The 15,224-nt window shown below is 44.9% G+C and carries 25 protein-coding genes and 1 pseudogene; 8 read left to right on the forward strand and 18 right to left on the reverse strand.

The features are described from left to right. Positions 1-5 precede the first annotated feature (5 nt). From AC51G0_RS29370 to AC51G0_RS29420, 11 genes are all read right to left on the reverse strand, one after another. Entirely contained in the window at positions 6-839 is an 834-nt protein-coding gene (locus tag AC51G0_RS29370; protein WP_496303061.1) for a major capsid protein P2, read from the reverse strand. Positions 840-1,329: 490 nt separating this feature from the next. After that, the gene (locus AC51G0_RS29375; RefSeq protein WP_496303062.1) at positions 1,330-1,659 is read right to left on the reverse strand and encodes a hypothetical protein; all 330 of its coding nucleotides are present in this window, start codon (positions 1,657-1,659) and stop codon (positions 1,330-1,332) included. Between the two features lie 20 nt (positions 1,660-1,679). Next, on the reverse strand, positions 1,680-2,282 hold the full coding sequence (locus tag AC51G0_RS29380; protein ID WP_496304248.1) for an ATP-binding protein: 603 nt from the start codon (positions 2,280-2,282) through the stop codon (positions 1,680-1,682). 59 nt (positions 2,283-2,341) lie between these two features. After that, positions 2,342-2,836: a hypothetical protein gene (locus tag AC51G0_RS29385; protein ID WP_496303063.1), complete on the reverse strand. Its 495-nt coding sequence runs from the start codon at positions 2,834-2,836 to the stop codon at positions 2,342-2,344. 19 nt (positions 2,837-2,855) lie between these two features. After that, entirely contained in the window at positions 2,856-3,269 is a 414-nt protein-coding gene (locus tag AC51G0_RS29390) for a hypothetical protein (RefSeq protein ID WP_496303064.1), read from the reverse strand. Then, on the reverse strand, positions 3,262-3,426 hold the full coding sequence (locus AC51G0_RS29395) for a hypothetical protein (protein ID WP_496303065.1): 165 nt from the start codon (positions 3,424-3,426) through the stop codon (positions 3,262-3,264). The genes AC51G0_RS29390 and AC51G0_RS29395 overlap by 8 nt, the downstream gene beginning before the upstream one ends. A 17-nt stretch (positions 3,427-3,443) precedes the next feature. Beyond that, positions 3,444-5,114: a rolling circle replication-associated protein gene (locus AC51G0_RS29400; protein WP_496303066.1), complete on the reverse strand. Its 1,671-nt coding sequence runs from the start codon at positions 5,112-5,114 to the stop codon at positions 3,444-3,446. Next, positions 5,101-5,265, reverse strand: coding sequence for a hypothetical protein (locus tag AC51G0_RS29405; RefSeq protein ID WP_496303067.1), 165 nt, complete (start codon positions 5,263-5,265; stop codon positions 5,101-5,103). Before AC51G0_RS29405 ends, AC51G0_RS29400 begins: the two co-directional genes overlap by 14 nt. Further along, entirely contained in the window at positions 5,265-5,549 is a 285-nt protein-coding gene (locus AC51G0_RS29410; protein WP_496303068.1) for a hypothetical protein, read from the reverse strand. Before AC51G0_RS29410 ends, AC51G0_RS29405 begins: the two co-directional genes overlap by 1 nt. Next, the gene (locus tag AC51G0_RS29415; protein ID WP_496303069.1) at positions 5,546-5,740 is read right to left on the reverse strand and encodes a hypothetical protein; all 195 of its coding nucleotides are present in this window, start codon (positions 5,738-5,740) and stop codon (positions 5,546-5,548) included. The genes AC51G0_RS29410 and AC51G0_RS29415 overlap by 4 nt, the downstream gene beginning before the upstream one ends. After that, positions 5,737-5,973, reverse strand: coding sequence for a hypothetical protein (locus AC51G0_RS29420; protein ID WP_496303070.1), 237 nt, complete (start codon positions 5,971-5,973; stop codon positions 5,737-5,739). Before AC51G0_RS29420 ends, AC51G0_RS29415 begins: the two co-directional genes overlap by 4 nt. A gap of 143 nt (positions 5,974-6,116) precedes the next feature. Here AC51G0_RS29420 and AC51G0_RS29425 point away from each other — a divergent pair, with 143 nt between their 5' ends. The 4 genes from AC51G0_RS29425 (at position 6,117) to AC51G0_RS29440 (ending at position 8,705) form a co-directional block, all read left to right on the forward strand. Then, positions 6,117-6,380 carry a helix-turn-helix domain-containing protein gene (locus tag AC51G0_RS29425; RefSeq protein WP_496303071.1) on the forward strand — a complete coding sequence of 88 codons (264 nt, stop codon included), beginning with the start codon at positions 6,117-6,119 and terminating at the stop codon, positions 6,378-6,380. A 153-nt stretch (positions 6,381-6,533) separates the two neighbouring features. After that, the gene (locus tag AC51G0_RS29430) at positions 6,534-7,883 is read left to right on the forward strand and encodes an ISNCY family transposase (RefSeq protein WP_496304247.1); all 1,350 of its coding nucleotides are present in this window, start codon (positions 6,534-6,536) and stop codon (positions 7,881-7,883) included. Positions 7,884-8,242: 359 nt separating this feature from the next. Next, a complete protein-coding gene (locus AC51G0_RS29435; protein WP_496303072.1) occupies positions 8,243-8,452 on the forward strand; it encodes a helix-turn-helix domain-containing protein in 210 nt (69 codons plus the stop codon). Positions 8,453-8,462: 10 nt separating this feature from the next. Continuing rightward, complete coding sequence (locus tag AC51G0_RS29440) at positions 8,463-8,705, forward strand: DUF3653 domain-containing protein (RefSeq protein WP_496303073.1); 243 nt, start codon at positions 8,463-8,465, stop codon at positions 8,703-8,705. Between the two features lie 57 nt (positions 8,706-8,762). Here AC51G0_RS29440 and AC51G0_RS29445 read toward each other — a convergent pair whose 3' ends face one another. The 4 genes from AC51G0_RS29445 to AC51G0_RS29460 all read right to left on the reverse strand — a co-directional run bounded on the left by AC51G0_RS29445 (position 8,763) and on the right by AC51G0_RS29460 (position 10,633). Beyond that, positions 8,763-9,881: a hypothetical protein gene (locus AC51G0_RS29445; protein WP_496303074.1), complete on the reverse strand. Its 1,119-nt coding sequence runs from the start codon at positions 9,879-9,881 to the stop codon at positions 8,763-8,765. A 73-nt stretch (positions 9,882-9,954) separates the two neighbouring features. Then, positions 9,955-10,104 carry a hypothetical protein gene (locus tag AC51G0_RS29450; protein WP_496303075.1) on the reverse strand — a complete coding sequence of 50 codons (150 nt, stop codon included), beginning with the start codon at positions 10,102-10,104 and terminating at the stop codon, positions 9,955-9,957. Between the two features lie 9 nt (positions 10,105-10,113). Beyond that, a complete protein-coding gene (locus tag AC51G0_RS29455) occupies positions 10,114-10,329 on the reverse strand; it encodes a hypothetical protein (protein WP_496303076.1) in 216 nt (71 codons plus the stop codon). 100 nt (positions 10,330-10,429) lie between these two features. Then, a complete protein-coding gene (locus AC51G0_RS29460) occupies positions 10,430-10,633 on the reverse strand; it encodes a hypothetical protein (RefSeq protein ID WP_496303077.1) in 204 nt (67 codons plus the stop codon). Between the two features lie 6 nt (positions 10,634-10,639). On the opposite strand from AC51G0_RS29460, the gene AC51G0_RS29465 reads away from it, so the two are divergent. Then, entirely contained in the window at positions 10,640-10,861 is a 222-nt protein-coding gene (locus AC51G0_RS29465) for a hypothetical protein (RefSeq protein ID WP_496303078.1), read from the forward strand. A gap of 358 nt (positions 10,862-11,219) precedes the next feature. Here AC51G0_RS29465 and AC51G0_RS29470 read toward each other — a convergent pair whose 3' ends face one another. Beyond that, on the reverse strand, positions 11,220-11,921 hold the full coding sequence (locus AC51G0_RS29470; RefSeq protein ID WP_496303079.1) for a hypothetical protein: 702 nt from the start codon (positions 11,919-11,921) through the stop codon (positions 11,220-11,222). 151 nt (positions 11,922-12,072) lie between these two features. Further along, positions 12,073-12,264 (reverse strand): hypothetical protein, encoded by a 192-nt coding sequence (locus AC51G0_RS29475; protein ID WP_496303080.1) that lies wholly within the window; start codon positions 12,262-12,264, stop codon positions 12,073-12,075. Between the two features lie 144 nt (positions 12,265-12,408). On the opposite strand from AC51G0_RS29475, the pseudogene AC51G0_RS29480 reads away from it, so the two are divergent. After that, positions 12,409-12,540 (forward strand): annotated as a pseudogene (locus AC51G0_RS29480) (ISNCY family transposase); the annotation flags it as partial. Positions 12,541-12,608: 68 nt separating this feature from the next. Here AC51G0_RS29480 and AC51G0_RS29485 read toward each other — a convergent pair. After that, positions 12,609-13,154, reverse strand: a complete 546-nt coding sequence (locus AC51G0_RS29485; RefSeq protein ID WP_496303081.1) for a GNAT family N-acetyltransferase — start codon at positions 13,152-13,154, stop codon at positions 12,609-12,611. A 217-nt stretch (positions 13,155-13,371) separates the two neighbouring features. Here AC51G0_RS29485 and AC51G0_RS29490 point away from each other — a divergent pair, with 217 nt between their 5' ends. Next, positions 13,372-13,590, forward strand: a complete 219-nt coding sequence (locus tag AC51G0_RS29490) for a hypothetical protein (protein ID WP_496303082.1) — start codon at positions 13,372-13,374, stop codon at positions 13,588-13,590. 696 nt (positions 13,591-14,286) lie between these two features. Beyond that, a complete protein-coding gene (rpoS, locus tag AC51G0_RS29495; RefSeq protein WP_496303083.1) occupies positions 14,287-15,162 on the forward strand; it encodes an RNA polymerase sigma factor RpoS in 876 nt (291 codons plus the stop codon). The last annotated feature ends 62 nt before the right edge of the window (positions 15,163-15,224 follow it).

Raw genomic sequence — 15,224 nt, forward strand, 5'->3', positions numbered from 1 at the left:
CCCCCTTATGCCGCAGTCGGTAATGGGTTGACCTGCTCGACCGCTTCAACAATCACCGGCACACTGCCCACCGCCGTTTTATCTAGCTCAAACGCTAACTGGCTGCGGGCGGCTGTATTCAGCATGCCGTCAGCACCAAAGCCATAGCGGATAAAGTCGAGGCTAAACCAGCCTGTGTTTTGCTCTTTCTTGGACTGTGCCAAATCAAAGGCGTTATCGGCCTTGGTGACGTTTAGCTCTTCAAAGTTGTCGCGCAGGATGCGGACACGCTCGATAGAGCCGTCCAATAAATGCAGACGCTTAAGGTTCAGTGCCGGGCTGCGCTCGGAAAAGTCGAACGGTGTGCGACCTGTCGCCGCAGCAAACCATGTCAGCTCATACAGGCGCGGCATGTAATAGCGAACGGCTTGCGATGGCAGAACATGGGCACGGGCGCGGATACTTGGCGCAACGGTGCCAGCGGGCTTGGATTTCAGGGTGACATAGACAAACCAGATCTCCCCGGCAAGTGTCACAAGGTCGGTTTGGCGTACGCCAATTTTGGTACGCAAGGTAGGATCGCCAAATGACAAGATATAGCGTCCCGGCTCGGCGTAGTTCTTGCGGTGGGTTTGCAGTTTAACCAGTGTTTCACCACTGATGCTGTATTTGGCTGCACCGTTTAAGGAGACTTCGACACGCTCAATATCAGCCGGATCGGTAATGTCAGTGATCAGCTCGATGCTGTGATAAGTCGGCCCCGAAACTAGACGCAATGATGCACGGTTGCCCCAGCCGACACCTTCAACCGGGTCTAGCTCTTTCGGGCGTGGTGCGAAGGGTGTTTGCAATAATTCCATGTACTCCCCCTTAACCAATTGCGTCTTCGACGGCATCAACGTTATTCGATGCCCAGACAACCGCCCCGGCAACCAGTAACGCAATCACCCCCGTGACCACATAGCCTTTCGTTTTTGCACTCATGATTTACTCTCTGTTGGTTATGGCTTGAAATAAACACCAACAGGAAAGCAAGTGATTTGGCTTTTAGGCAAACGAAAAAAAAGCCCATAAAGCTATAGGCTTATGGGCTTTTCAGTATTTGATTCAGTTCACATGAACTTAATGGAAAACAGGCTCAGTAATGGTTGAACCACAAATGCATGTGACAGTTTCCCTGTCTTCATCAACGAAAAAATCATCATCCTGCCCGCAATCTGGGCAAGGCTTAAATTCAATCTTGGGCTCTAAAAGCATAAGTGTAATCAAATATAACTGCCTGTATTCTTTCTATCACTCTCCGAGGAAGATTATTGTGATTAAGTGTGCTTTTGGAAACTGTTTCCAAACTTAAAACCCATACTCATCAAACTCGGCATCAATAAGCTGTTCTAGATCGCGGAGCTCTGTAAGCAAGAAGGAACCAAAGATCGCAAAGTCTTCCTCAGTTAGCGTAGTATCGGTACGGTCAAGATAAGAAAGGCAGCGGGTCAATGCCCGTCGTATAAGTGGGTAATTCAACGTCAGTTCAAGGCCAGTATTACCGATTTCCGGTGCTAGAGCTTCTGCTACATAATCGAGGTAATCAAGTAACCCATAACCGAAATCAATGGCGTGATTGCTTTCCATCTGGCCGTTGAGAAACTTGGTAGACTGGTCGGTGATAAATAATTTATTCATTCATTGGCGTCCCTATCCTGTTACCACCGGATCACCCCTTTTTCCCACTCTTTGCCATCCTGCAGGACGTATTCGAGTTTCTCTAATGGAATTATCTCAGCAGCGGGTATTCCTGTTTTTCTTTGCAAATAGTATGCACTATCATCAGTTTTTTGCATCATCACACAGGCATACTGACAGTTATCAATAATAGTTTTTGAGACTTCCTGCCCACGCTGGAACATATTGATCGAATGTAGGCCATATTTGCGCCCTAGCCTCAAAATCTTACCGTGATAGCCCGTAGCCTTCCCAGTCGTGTTGCTATGTTCTGCAACCTCTTCACAAATCACCTTAAGCGGCTTTTTGTGCTTGCCGTTCCCGACGCCCCAAACCACAGAGCAGAATTTATCAAAGTCGGCCTCGGTGGTTTCATGCTTAGGCGTGTAAGCAATTTTGAAACCCTGATTGGTTTTACGCCCAGCAATCAATGCAGCAGCAAAGTCCTTAAGTTTGGTATAGCTGCGAACGACACGCCCGGCGAGTTTGCCTTGGTAGTCATTGAGCGGATCAAAAATCGCCACTTGGTCGGCGGTTTTGATAAATAGCTTTTTGGCTGCGGAAGTCTTCCCGCAGCCTGACATACCAACCGCATACGCATGGTGATTATCTAGCGCATTGTTTTGGTTGATAGGTTGGAGTTTCAAGCGGCCTCCTGTTGCTGGTCATCATTGGCTGCGTTCTTGGCTTTCTGCTTCGCGGCTTCAATATCAGCAGCCTTCAACTGCTTGACCTGCATGAAGCTACTTAGCCCCAACATGCCTATAGCGGCTACAGCCATGATTTCATCCATGTAGGCCGCCAACCACGGTGGTGGGTTGCCGCCATATTTCACAATCAATGGTGCCACTTTGTAGGCCACTGCCTCAGACTGGTCAGGGTCGAACTTGAATTCAGGGTGAACCATGGTTTTCATGGTTTGCTCGACGGTCATCAGGCCAATAAAGACCACTCCGGCCGCGGCTTCAATTTCGGCTTTTTTGTCTTGCTCTTTTGACTGTACTGATGACGGGTCAAAGTCGTGGCTGTCATCATCCAGTGTGGACAAGAACGCTTTTTCGTCCTGCTCTGAATGAGTTTCGATGTCCGGTTTTTCGCTATATTCGCCATCGTTTACGGCTAGGTTTTCAGTTTCCATTCCAATTCCTTTGGGTTGTTTACGATAAACGGGTAATGACACCGCCAGTTAAGCCACCAAGCACAATCCCGGTTAGGATCATACGCCATGCTTTTGGCTTCGTTTCTGGCTCGGGTTCAGGTGGTGTTTCGGTTTCCGTTGGCACAGATTCGGGTTCAACAATATTGGCAACGGGTTCCGGTTCGCTTTGCTCCGGTTCTTTGGTTTGGCGCTCCGCCTCCTGCAATGCCTCAACTGTCGGGTAATGCTGGTTAAACTTGTCCTGCCAGAATTTCCCTGTCTGTTGATTGGTACCGCAATCATCACAAATTGAATACAGGAACTTAGCCCGCTTGCCTTTGGCACGGTGGATGGTACGGACACAGCCACACTCACAACGGTTAATTCCTAATACTTTGTTCGTCGAGGTACGAACGGGGATTACATCAGCCATGTTTCCTCCCTTGCTCCAATTCCATCAGTTTTTGGTTAACACCATTCATCCAGACCAGTACTAGCCGTAGCGGTGCCATCACTTTGGCAATGAACATATTTCCTTTGGCCTTATCGAGTTCTTGTTGCAACTCGGCGGTGATTTTTTGCAGTTCCATTCGTATTTCGGTTCCTTTTAAGCTGCTAATTGCAGGGATTCGTATTGTTCCCGAACCGTCATCGAGCGTGACAATTCGAGTTCGGGATCACCTTCCATGGGTTGAGCAAACGGGTCAGTTAACACACTGCGCCAATATGCCCGTTTAATCTGAAACTGTTGGTACTGTTTGGCGTACTCTTGTCGGGCGATTGCTCTGGCTTCGGTAACTGACTGCATGTATTCGGTATCTTCTGCTTTGGGTACCATTGACCAATTACGGGCACCTGCTGCCCAAAGCAGAAAATCATAGGCTTGGTCTTCGGCCTGTTCACCATCGAATGACAGGCAGAAAATGTTCTTAGTACTGGCATGAACACCTCGGCTTTTTATTTGGTCACGGATTGCCTTCTGTTGGGCCTCTAACCGCGCCAGCCTTGCTGTTAATCGCTGCTTTTCATCTTTTGATTTATTGGCCTTTTTAGCGATGGCTTTGGCCTTAACGGTTTGGTCATGTTGTTTTTGCAGGCGGTAAAGGCGGCGGTCTAATGGTTTGCGCCATTGCTCAAGGCGGTAGCCCAACTCTTTGATGATGGCAGCCATGTTGTCGGCCTCGAAACTGGCTAAACAATCCCATCCTGGAGCCCGGCTACAACGGGCAATGTTATAGCGGTTCCCTTTGATTAAACCCTGAGTGGCGTTGTCACCTTTGGCAGCATAACCAACAGCCTTGATGATGTAAAAACCCGCAGCTTTGGGATGCCTGATTTTTTCTAGCTTGGCGAACCCATGCCCCCAGATATTTTCGATACGGGCAGCCCATGCTTGAAAGTAATCTTTCTCAACCGTCCAGTTCAGCAAAATATGCACATGCGGGTTGGGTTCACCGTCTTCATTGGCCGGGCACTCTGCCACCCAGATGTAATGAAAGTCACTGTCATGACCGTCGAGTTCAAACGGTTCCTCATTGCTATCAATGCCATGCCAGCCGCGCTGATACATCTTTTTTAGGCCATCCAGAAAACGGGAGACTTCTTTGCCAATAGTGGTTTCACCGGAGAAGATTTTTTCTCGCTGCTCTGCGCTAAATGTTGGAGTCAAAAAGGTGGTGAAGCCATCATGGCAGGCCGCCACATAGGCACCCGATTCAAAAATTTTGGTGACGGCTCGTTTGGTTAGCTTTTCGGTGTAGCGTTCACCGCTTTGAGGATCAGGCGCGTCACCCGGTCGGGTCTGGGTATGGTGCAAAATACGAAGACGGCCTGACCAATCTTGTTTCATCAGCCGCACTGTGGATAACTCTCTGCGCTCAGAATCGTCTGTAAGCGTGTACAGTGTGTCGTGATTGTAGAAAGCCTCGGTGCTGGCAAATTCTGTATCGCCCCGCTCAAGCTTTCTCTGTTGGCGTAGTATGCGGTCTAGCTGGGCTTGTTGTGGGTGTGTCGGACTTTTGCGCCCTTGGACAAGACTATTCTCTTCGTCACTGCGTTCCGCCGCTTCGCGGATGAGTTCATCGGCATTAACTTCCGGCAAAGAGCTGGCATACTTAACCTGCTCATACGCAAATAAACTGTTTAGTGCAGCCAGATTTTCATAATGATTTTTACGCTGAAAATCGGAACCTAAAAAACCGCGACTGAGCGCGGCTTCGGTTTTGTCATGTGGCTGGACGGCACCTGCCACATACAGCAGATCATTAGTACGGAGCATAGAGCAACCCCGCTAACTCTCGGCGACTATTGGCCGCGTCATTCATAAACTGGATGGCCGCCCGGCGCTCACCTGCTAGGCGGTAATTCCGAGCCAGCACTAAGCTGGCACGAATTTCTTTTTTAAGTAGGTGACAAAGATGGTGATTCATTACAGGCCACCCATCACATCAACCGCTTGGCGAAATGCCTGAAAAATACGGCGGTATTCCGCAGCATCATTGAGCAGAAAGACGGCATTTTCCCGTTGACCACTTAAACGGCTTCTCTTGGCAAGCTGAACGGAATTGATACATTCGAGTTGGGCTAGCAAGGCTAGATGCTCGGCTGTAATGGCTTTGTCTAACGGGATCACCACTTCATGCAGCGGCATCGACGAAACCGCCGCCCCCGAAGGGGCTTTGGTCACTTGCTTTGGGATCTGGTTACTAGTCATGACATCACCACCAAACGGCGGTTGTCGTCCACCGGGATAATTGCTAATACAGAGCGCATGTAACTCGGTTCATTGCCTGCGAAATTGACGCATTGAGAAACGGCGCGATAGAAATTTGATTCCGGGGTAAATGGCAACGGCTTGTTAACCGTTGCACCCGCATTGGAATACCACTCCATAGAAGTGCTCATTTTGCACCTCCTGCCAGCAAATCGCGGTTAAACTGATAGGCAGCCAATTCAGTGAGATATTCACGTTGGCGTTCGAGCCGTTGGGCGGTGGTTTTTAGGCCGAATTTCTGGCGCAGTCGGCGTACGGTTACGAGGGATTTTTCGGTGAGTTTCGGGTCGGGGTTGGAACAGCCTGCCATATCCGGACAGGGCCGATGTATCGGGCTGGTGACAATATGTTGTTGATTATCCATAATCTTATCTCCCAATAAGCAAGTTTCTCGTATGCATATAGGTTAATATCAAATTTCTGTTACTGGCAACTGGCTGTTGCTATGGGAAATGGCAATTTGATCGCCTATTATTTAACAAACAGGGACTTAGGAACGGCTTACTTATGACTTACACAATTGAACTGTTGAATATGGTTAAAACCAAGTACAGCTTGGAGTCTGACTATCAATTGGCTAAGAAATTGGGCGTAAGTAGTGCTAGAGTTAGTAACTGGATGAAACGTAAATCCTTGATGGATTGGGAGGTTGTGTTCCAAGTGGCTGATTTACTTGGAATTGATGATCAAAAGGTAGTTTACGGAATACTCAAAGACAAATATGAAAACCCACGCATAATCAACGCCTTACAACAAGGCACTCCTGCCTAATTTAGCTTAACCATACGGTACATAATGCGTACTGATGTTGTAAGAACCATTTAGAAGTGTCAGGTTTGAGCCAGTTAGAAATGTCATGTTGAACTAACTTCAGAGCACCATTTACCTAGTGTGTTACCTGGAGCCAATGAGATGTTGCTGACCATGACTGATGATGAATTACTGCGGATTAAACTCGTCCAAGACATTTGTGACAAACGCTTAACTGGTGTTGAAGCTGCCCGTATTCTCAGTTTGAGTACCCGGCAAGTTTATCGCTTGGTAAAGCGTTTTGTGGAATTTGGTTCAAGCGGTTTAATTTCATTAAAGCGTGGTCAACCCGGCAATCATCGACATGATGATAAATTAAAATTACAAGTACTCGCCTTAATCCACGAATACTACGCTGACTTCGGGCCGACTCTGGCTCATGAGAAACTCACAGAGCTTCATGGCATTCACGTCTCAGTTGAAGCTCTCCGCCAATGGATGATTGCCGATGGCCTCTGGGTTCCCCATGCTAAGCGAAAGCCTCGTGTCTATCAGCCTCGTCATCGTCGCGATTGCCTGGGCGAACTGGTTCAGATCGACGGTTCCCACCACGACTGGTTTGAAGGACGCAGCCCTAAATGCTGCCTGCTGGTCTACATCGATGATGCCACCGGGCGTTTGATGAACCTGCGTTTCAGTGAGACCGAATCCGCCTTTGACTACATGGTCGCTACTCGCGAATACATTGAACAGCACGGTAAGCCAACGGCCTTCTACAGTGATCGCCATGCTGTATTTCATGTTAGCAAGCGTGATGCTCAAACGGATCGACTGACCCAGTTCGGCCGGGTGTTAAACGACTTAAACATTGAACTGATTTGTGCCAATAGCTCACAAGCCAAAGGCCGCGTCGAACGTGCGAACAAAACGTTACAGGATCGCTTAATCAAAGAAATGCGCCTCCAGGGTGTTGATACGATTGAGCAAGCAAATACCTGGCTGCCCGATTTCATTACAGACTTTAACCGCCGGTTTGCTAAACCTGCCCGTTACCCCAAAGACATGCATCGCATCATCAGAGAAACACCGGAAGATTTGGACGATATCTTTGCCTGGCACGAAGTACGTAAGCTATCGAAATCACTGACTTTTCAGTACGACAAGGTTCTCTACCTGATCGATCCTACAGAAGAAAATAGCCGGCTGGCACAAGAGGCGGTAAAAGTTTTGGATTATCCTGATGGTACGATTGCCATCCAGTACGGCCATCGAAAACTCAGTTTTAAAGTCTTTGATAAATTGGCGAAGATTGACCAAGGCAGTATTGTTGATCATAAGCGGCTCGGCGCCGTACTCAAATTTGTCCAGGCCAAGCAAGATGAACTCGAGCAGCAAGGTAAACGCGAACGCAATAAAAGAATGCCAAAGCGCACCGCCCAACAACGGGCCCAACAGCAACTCCGCGCCATTAACCCGGTTCTGATACACCCTGAAGACTTCAAACCGAGCACCAAGAAAGGCTGACTTCCCTACTCTACAGTCAGTTTCGGAACAGGATGAACTACCTTGAAAGGAGACATTTTAATCTGGGAAAGAAACAGGACACTTTAAAATGGGATAAACAGAAGGGTTATGATTTAACATCTTTGGGTCAGCCGCGAAACCTTCATCGATTTCCGTAAAAAAAGTCTCTGGAAACAGTTAGTTAAACTCAACTCCGGTGGTTTTTGGCCGCTTCCAATCCGGTTAGATTGGTCCGTGCCGAAACGTGTGCTTTGTGGCGCTGGTGTCCGTTGTCTGCCTTTCATCGCCAGCATCAATCATTGCCTGCGTTATCCATCGGAAAAAATTTTTAACTGTGTGAATTTTTTGCGAGGTACATCATGCTGCATGAATCGTTTGTGAAGTTGTTCTGGCGCCATTTCAATTCTATTGCCGAGGCTGCCGCGTGGTTTCATGTCAACCCGGTGACCGTCAAGCGCTGGCTGTCCGGCTGGATGGACGTCAACCCGATGGCCGAAAAGCTGCTGATTATCCGGGCCCGTGGCTACCTGCCGGATGATACGCCGCTGGCGTGGCTTTCATGTCGATGAGGATTACGCGGTGATTATTACGCCCACTGGCCGTCGGTTCAGTCCCAAGGAGCTGGATTCGTGGGCAGAACGCGTTGATGAGTACCACGCGCTAAAACGGATGTACGAGCTAGACTACATCCCGGTACGATCCAATGTGGTGACGCCACTGCCGTTCCGTGGCGGCCGCCGGGTCAAGGAAGTACAAAGTGACACGGTCACCAAGGCGAAAAAGAAGCTGTACCGTAAGGCTCAGGCCAAGCGAACCAAGTAAGTTCCCTAGCCTCTGGATATGAAAAAGCCCGCAACTGCGGGCTTTTTGCTGTTTGGGTTAATCTTTGTTATATCGATTAATTATATCCACTATCTTTTCTTTATGTGAGTTGCTTTCTTTTAAAAGTGGATTCCCATCCAATCCAGAAATTACTTCTATATTTGCAGTTTGTATATCGTAATTATTTAGGTCTATTCCCTTGTCTGCAGCCAGCGCATCGTAATTATTTAGATTTATTCCCTTGCCTGCAGCCAGCACATCGTGATTATTTAGATTTATTCCCTTGTCTGCAGCCAGCGCATCGTAATTATTTAGGTCTATCCCCTTGTCAGCAGCCAGCGCATCGTAATTATTTAGGTTTATTCCCTTGTCAGCAGCCGCCGCATCGTAATAATTTAGGTCTCTTCCCTTGTCTGCAGCTAGCGCATCGTAATTATTTAGGCCAACCCCTTTGCCTAGAGCTAACTTACCATTCATGGCGTCGAATGATCTTTCTAGTTTTTTAACTTCTTTTGACATAAGGCGAGCTTCTTTTGTTTTTTGTTCTAGCTCGCTCATCATGCGTTCTAATGACTTAGTATGATTCTTACCCTCAGATTCTAGCTGTAATTTGAGGTTCGTGTTTTCATTCGTTAATGATTCGGCTTTCGCATTGATTCTTTTTTTATCGTCTTTTAAATTAGTTATGTCCTGGGTTAACGATTCAATTAGCTCGTTTTTCTCTGATAGTTGGTCTTTGAGAGCTAGAATCTGAGTCCGCCACTCATTGCCATCTTTTTCAAGGATGCTGATATCTCTTAGTAAAGACTCAATCCTTTCTCTTGGTGCGTAAGATACTTGAATTCTAAAAACTTTTTCAGATATGACTTTCCTTAATCCCCCCCATGCATCAACAGCACCACTGCATAAGATGGATAATAATGGAAAAAATAAGACAAATAGAACACTTGCACCAAGAGGATACACAACCCAGTGATACACTTTATCTGCCATATCAACATATAAGCCGTCGAGTTTGTCTAGCTTTTTGGTAAACGAGCCAGTACCAAAAAAGATAATTAGAAATTTATAATTCCATGCGAACCATGAAAAAATAAAAGGGGCAATCAATGGGCTGTTTAACTTCTCCCTAACATGCTTACTGACAGTGTCCATAATTTCCGTTACATTTTCCATAAAAATACTTTTGCTTCAGATAGTTACCGCAATGATACATTAGACATATATTTTAGTGAAACTCGAGTAATTATTAACTTTTCTCAAGCCTTGTTATTCTTACATCATATGCCTCTAAAATTTTTTTTATCCAAGCGATATCCGTTTTCATCGCTATCCCTGTACCAAAAGCAGAGAAAAAACCAGTCGCCGCAGCTACCAGCACAGTTTGATAAACATCCATCCGTACCCCCTAGCCTTTTTCCTTACGAACCGTGTCCCATAGCCCAATTAAAACCGCAGCAATCACCGGAATTGTGCCGCCAAGTTGAGTGCCAGTTTCGCCTAAGGTGACGGTGACTAACTCGCTGTTCCCGGTTATCAGGCCAACGGCCGCACTGCCGAGCAACATCAATCCGGTTTTGGTGCTTGGCTCTTTTAGGTTAATAAGCCCTTTGAAATCAATCATAACAATCCTTGTGAACGTAGAAATTTAACGGTGTACGCGCCGAGAACCATCCCGGCGATACTAATTGCAACTTTGGTGACAATGCTTTTGGTTCCGGGACTCATGCCAGTTTCACTCCTTTCATCACTTCGCTCATGGCGTAGCGGTGGCCAACTTCCATCCGTGCCATGGCTTTAATGAGTACCGCGGCTGTGTCGTCGTTGCGGACATCAAGCATGGTGTGCTTGCCATACCCCGTCCACTCGGCAACCATGTTGGCGTAATGGTCGCTTTCGTTTTCATTGCTTGGGGCAAAGGTGTGCACGATACTGTGAATCGTGTTGATGCCGCGGCGCTGGTAGCTACGCAGGACGCGGGCACCCGCCCGGAAACCGTATTTGTCATCTTCGAAGATAACGAAACGGCCGTCAGAGCCGACCTACCCGCGCCAGTTGTTGCGCGAACTGTATTCGATGTTGAGCGGGTTATTGTTGCGGATCCCGCGAGCCACACGCTGCTTGTTCATAACTTGTCCTTTTCGCTGGCTATTTAGGAACCACACCAGTGCTATTAGCACGGCTGTAAATGGAATATTCATGATCACCGATATGCGTTTTATTGAGCGTGTTGTTGGTTATGGCTTGAAATAAACACCAACAGGAAAGCAAGCGATTTGGTTTTTAGGCAAACGAAAAAAGCCCGTAAGGCTATAGCTTTATGGACTTTCAGTAATGGGATTTACGTCACTTACAGAGGAAGCTTTAAGAGGGAAAAACCTCAACATCACACAGGCAATGATACTACTTTCATCACTCTGATGGCACTCGGGTCAAGGTTTAAACTCATAATAATCTTTGACCGTTTAAAAGGTATTGTCTCTAACAACGGCTAACGGAAAAGTATTAATACAATTAGTGGTGATATCGCGTTCTCAAAAGGAGTATGCCGATAATAAACATTGCAGATGTGTAGGGCTCAGGAATGGGGGTATATGTATAGGTGACTTGACTATAAGCACCTAATGGAAAAGGGTCAGAAATGTTTGTGTCACTGATAGCGCTATAAAATCCAGACCCCGAACCAGAAGCGATAAATTCAGCCGTTTGAGTACCCTGAAAGGTGAAATTACCAACACCAGTAAAATAACTTAATTGGTCTGGAGCATTGAAAGTTTGACTATTATTGATATCATGCAGAATAGAGGTATCCTGCTCGCAATTATTAGAAAAATCACCCGTACACTGAACTATAGAACCAGAAATCCCAGCAAAATTTATGATGTAATCAGCGGAAGTATCAAAATCAAAATTAATATCGATTGTTGTCGCATAGAAAGAATCATAAATATCCCCCTCAATAGGTTCGCTAACTGAAGTACTAACAAAGGTTGAATTTCTATAATCAAGGGACACTTGTTCTAATTGCCCCAATGAAGGGTCAAAAAATGGAAGGAGATATTCTATTTCAGTAAAGAACGACGAGGGTGTTGAAATCACCCCATCATCAAAACTTACCTCGTAAATATTATCTTCAGTGAACTCAAAGCTAATAACATCTGCTCTTGAAATTCCGGATATTAACAAAAAAAATAATGTAGTATATGTTCGTTTCATATTTACACCCTATATAATGTCACGTGGGAAAACACAAGCAAAGCTTATGCCACACTTATATATCAATATCTTATGTAGAAAATCACTGATGAGTTGTAAAAAAAACTGACAGAGGGGCCTGACTTTTAATACACTTTATATCACCACCTTATTATCCCCTTTTGCCCTCTTTACCATCTTGTAAAAGGTATTCGAGTTTTACCAATGGAATGATTTCACTAGCGGGTATCCCTGTCTTTTGCTGCAAGTACTGCGCACTATCATCGGCTTCTTGCATCATCACACAGGCATACTGGCAGTTATCAATAATGGTTTTCGAGACTTCCTGCCCTCGTTGGAACATGTTGATAGAGTGAAGGCCGTACTTGCGTCCTAGCCTTAAAATCTTGCCATGGGTACCCGGTTGCCTTCCCGGTCGTATTACTATTTCGGTAACCTCTTCACAAATTACCTTTAGTGGCTTTTTGTGCTTTCCGTTCCCAACGTCACCGGGCGTTTGATGAACCTGCGTTTTAGTGAGACCGAATCCGCCTTTGACTACATGGTCGCTACTCGCGAATACATCAATCAACATGGTAAACCGACGGCTTTTTACAGTGACCACCATGCTGTTTTTCGATCGTCCGATCTTGCTCTAGAGGTAAACGTCAACAAGACTTTGGTGCGATTGAGTGTTGGCGCCTGACATCAGCATTTTGAGTGTATGGATCTAAACCATTCCTCACGAATGACACCTAGTTTAATTGAGTCGAAGTATTGCCCTTGGAAGTAACGTACTTTTCTGAGTTGTGCTTCAAGCGTCATGCCAATGGATTTTGCGCACGCCACCATCCTTGGATTACCTGACCAAGTTGTTAATGCTACTCGCTCAATTTCTAATGTGTTAAACAAGTGTGTTATCCATGGAATTAGGGCTCTTCGTCCAATACCTTTACTCCAAAAACGACTGTCATAAATGATAACGCCCACCTCTAACCACCTTGTCCTTTCATCTTCCCAATAATAAGAAACACTACCGATAGCATCTCCTTCGTAGTCAATCACGAGAGCATCTGTCCCATCACAAAGTCGCTTGAATAAACCAGATTCAAATTCTTCAGCTGTTGGTGTTGAATAAGGAAAGTATGGCCCATTGAATTTGGTCCATTCTTCGTCTGATGTGATCAGAGAGTACAATGGTTCTTTGTCTTCGAAAGTAGCTACTCTGATAGTAATATTGTCCATGTGAAGCATTTAGTTTCATTCGCCTCAGTAACGTTACAGGATCACATAAGCACAAGTGACATCGTAACTAACTTTGTAAGTGAGCATTATTCGTAATGCTTCCCTCGCCTATTATATTTTGCGCACAATCGCCCTTCCGTGAAGTCTGTCGTATTAAAAAAAGAACAATGTATCACTATTATGTTGACTATGCTGATAGCATAAAATAAAAAAGAAAGGCTAGGTTATGCGTGGAATATTTACACTGGCTATGTTGCTGGCAGCTTATACCTTTGCATCAATAGGTGAGTATACAGAAGATCCAAGTGTTCCTGAGTTTGATGCTTCCATTGAAGTCTATGATGTAGAGATAGATGATGCTGATATCAATATATCAAATACGCCTTATCTACAAATAGTTAGTTCTGATGAACCACAAAGTATACATTCAATAACAAAACCATAAGCATGATGAATTACTGAAGAAAACCACTTATAAATGCAGACTCTCAGATATGTGACGCTGTCACTGATGTCGATGTGATTATTAATCTAAAATCTTAACCAATCTAATACAGAGCCAGTTAAAGTGTTGAATATTCACAATATCGTCTCACGGGCAACATGTTCTATAAAAATGTAATTAGATTGACATTACCAATAGTACATTAACATTCAATTATCGGGGGGTATTATTGAGCGGAAACATATTATATCAATCATTTATCAGATTTTATTTTAATACGTTTCAAGTCCCTATTGATTAATAAATCAATTTAAATTGATAGTTGGCTTAATAAAGTAACACGTCAAAAGGTCACACCGTCACTAAAATGTGAGAACGCTCTATATGCCAAGTTTGAATATATTGTAGCATTATCATTTCCCGGTCCCTCCCCCATATTGAGATTATAAAACTTTGATTTTATTGAAGTGTGCAGAGTAATATGCCCTTAATGCATACATATCAAGGCAGTTCATTAGCTACATAAATAGAACTCAGAATTGACTACTACCCCGGTGCTAAATAACAAATAGTTATACCTATTTGCTATATCTTGTGTGTTATCGAATAGAATATGCAACATGTGTATGATAGTGTGGTTGTGTATAAGAAAATAAGTATAAAAATATTGTTACAAAAATTATTGAGGGAAATGGTATGGATATCAGACCGCAAGATGCACATGGATTTGAAACAGATGTCATACACTTATATTTACAGGATATTGCGCAGAAACCTCTACTGTCGAAAAGTGATGAAATTCAATATAGTCGTAAAAGCCTGTTAGGTGATGAATCAGCAAAAGCAACAATGATAGAAAGTAACCTTCGGTTAGTTGTTAGTATTGCGAAAAAATATCGTGGTAGCGGTATGCTTCTGAGTGACCTAATTGATGAAGGAAATATTGGTTTAATTACAGCGGTAGAGAAGTTTGATCCAGAGCGAGGTTTTCGTTTTTCCACATATGCCACGTGGTGGATTAAACAGACTATCGAGCGTGCTATTCACAACCAGGCCCGTACTATTCGCCTTCCGGTGCATGTCTCAAAAGAAATCAATACGATTCTACGTACCCACAAGCAGTTGATGAAGAGCTCAAACCAGGAGCCTACTCACGAAGATATTGCTGACAAACTCGAACGTACCGTTGATGATATCTCCGGCGTTCTAGCGTTAGATGCGCCAGTCATGTCTATTGATCAGGCCATTACTGAAGATACTAACTCTCAGACAATCTCAGCTTTTATTGCAGATGACACATCCACGCAACCTGATACTGCAATCAATAAGCAAGACATAAGTAAACTAGCTATCTCTATGCTTGACTGCCTCAATGAGCGAGATCGAGAGATCATATGCCGCCGTTTTGGTTTATTAGGCCATGAAATACAAACCTTACAACAGGTAGCAGATGAAGTTGGCTTAACCCGGGAACGTATTCGTCAATTACAGGTAAGCTCTTTGAACAAACTGAAAAACACATTAAAACGAAACAACTATGATCTTGAACTACTATTCTCTGAAATCGCTTAACCTCACTATATGAGTGCTCAAGTTGTTTGAGCGCTCATTTCTGATCAAGCTGTTCCCTCCAA

Source organism: Photobacterium sp. HL06, assembly GCF_059552575.1.

Bases quoted from the DNA above. Each gene is read 5' to 3' on its own strand.
- AC51G0_RS29370 (WP_496303061.1), bottom strand. From the start codon at position 839: ATGGAATTATTGCAAACACCCTTCGCACCACGCCCGAAAGAGCTAGAC.
- AC51G0_RS29375 (WP_496303062.1), bottom strand. From the start codon at position 1,659: ATGAATAAATTATTTATCACCGACCAGTCTACCAAGTTTCTCAACGGC.
- AC51G0_RS29380 (WP_496304248.1), bottom strand. From the start codon at position 2,282: ATGTCAGGCTGCGGGAAGACTTCCGCAGCCAAAAAGCTATTTATCAAA.
- AC51G0_RS29385 (WP_496303063.1), bottom strand. From the start codon at position 2,836: ATGGAAACTGAAAACCTAGCCGTAAACGATGGCGAATATAGCGAAAAA.
- AC51G0_RS29390 (WP_496303064.1), bottom strand. From the start codon at position 3,269: ATGGCTGATGTAATCCCCGTTCGTACCTCGACGAACAAAGTATTAGGA.
- AC51G0_RS29395 (WP_496303065.1), bottom strand. From the start codon at position 3,426: ATGGAACTGCAAAAAATCACCGCCGAGTTGCAACAAGAACTCGATAAG.
- AC51G0_RS29400 (WP_496303066.1), bottom strand. From the start codon at position 5,114: ATGCTCCGTACTAATGATCTGCTGTATGTGGCAGGTGCCGTCCAGCCA.
- AC51G0_RS29405 (WP_496303067.1), bottom strand. From the start codon at position 5,265: ATGAATCACCATCTTTGTCACCTACTTAAAAAAGAAATTCGTGCCAGC.
- AC51G0_RS29410 (WP_496303068.1), bottom strand. From the start codon at position 5,549: ATGACTAGTAACCAGATCCCAAAGCAAGTGACCAAAGCCCCTTCGGGG.
- AC51G0_RS29415 (WP_496303069.1), bottom strand. From the start codon at position 5,740: ATGAGCACTTCTATGGAGTGGTATTCCAATGCGGGTGCAACGGTTAAC.
- AC51G0_RS29420 (WP_496303070.1), bottom strand. From the start codon at position 5,973: ATGGATAATCAACAACATATTGTCACCAGCCCGATACATCGGCCCTGT.
- AC51G0_RS29425 (WP_496303071.1), top strand. From the start codon at position 6,117: ATGACTTACACAATTGAACTGTTGAATATGGTTAAAACCAAGTACAGC.
- AC51G0_RS29430 (WP_496304247.1), top strand. From the start codon at position 6,534: ATGACTGATGATGAATTACTGCGGATTAAACTCGTCCAAGACATTTGT.
- AC51G0_RS29435 (WP_496303072.1), top strand. From the start codon at position 8,243: ATGCTGCATGAATCGTTTGTGAAGTTGTTCTGGCGCCATTTCAATTCT.
- AC51G0_RS29445 (WP_496303074.1), bottom strand. From the start codon at position 9,881: ATGGAAAATGTAACGGAAATTATGGACACTGTCAGTAAGCATGTTAGG.
- AC51G0_RS29450 (WP_496303075.1), bottom strand. From the start codon at position 10,104: ATGGATGTTTATCAAACTGTGCTGGTAGCTGCGGCGACTGGTTTTTTC.
- AC51G0_RS29455 (WP_496303076.1), bottom strand. From the start codon at position 10,329: ATGATTGATTTCAAAGGGCTTATTAACCTAAAAGAGCCAAGCACCAAA.
- AC51G0_RS29470 (WP_496303079.1), bottom strand. From the start codon at position 11,921: ATGAAACGAACATATACTACATTATTTTTTTTGTTAATATCCGGAATT.
- AC51G0_RS29475 (WP_496303080.1), bottom strand. From the start codon at position 12,264: ATGTTCCAACGAGGGCAGGAAGTCTCGAAAACCATTATTGATAACTGC.
- AC51G0_RS29485 (WP_496303081.1), bottom strand. From the start codon at position 13,154: ATGCTTCACATGGACAATATTACTATCAGAGTAGCTACTTTCGAAGAC.
- AC51G0_RS29490 (WP_496303082.1), top strand. From the start codon at position 13,372: ATGCGTGGAATATTTACACTGGCTATGTTGCTGGCAGCTTATACCTTT.
- rpoS (WP_496303083.1), top strand. From the start codon at position 14,287: ATGGATATCAGACCGCAAGATGCACATGGATTTGAAACAGATGTCATA.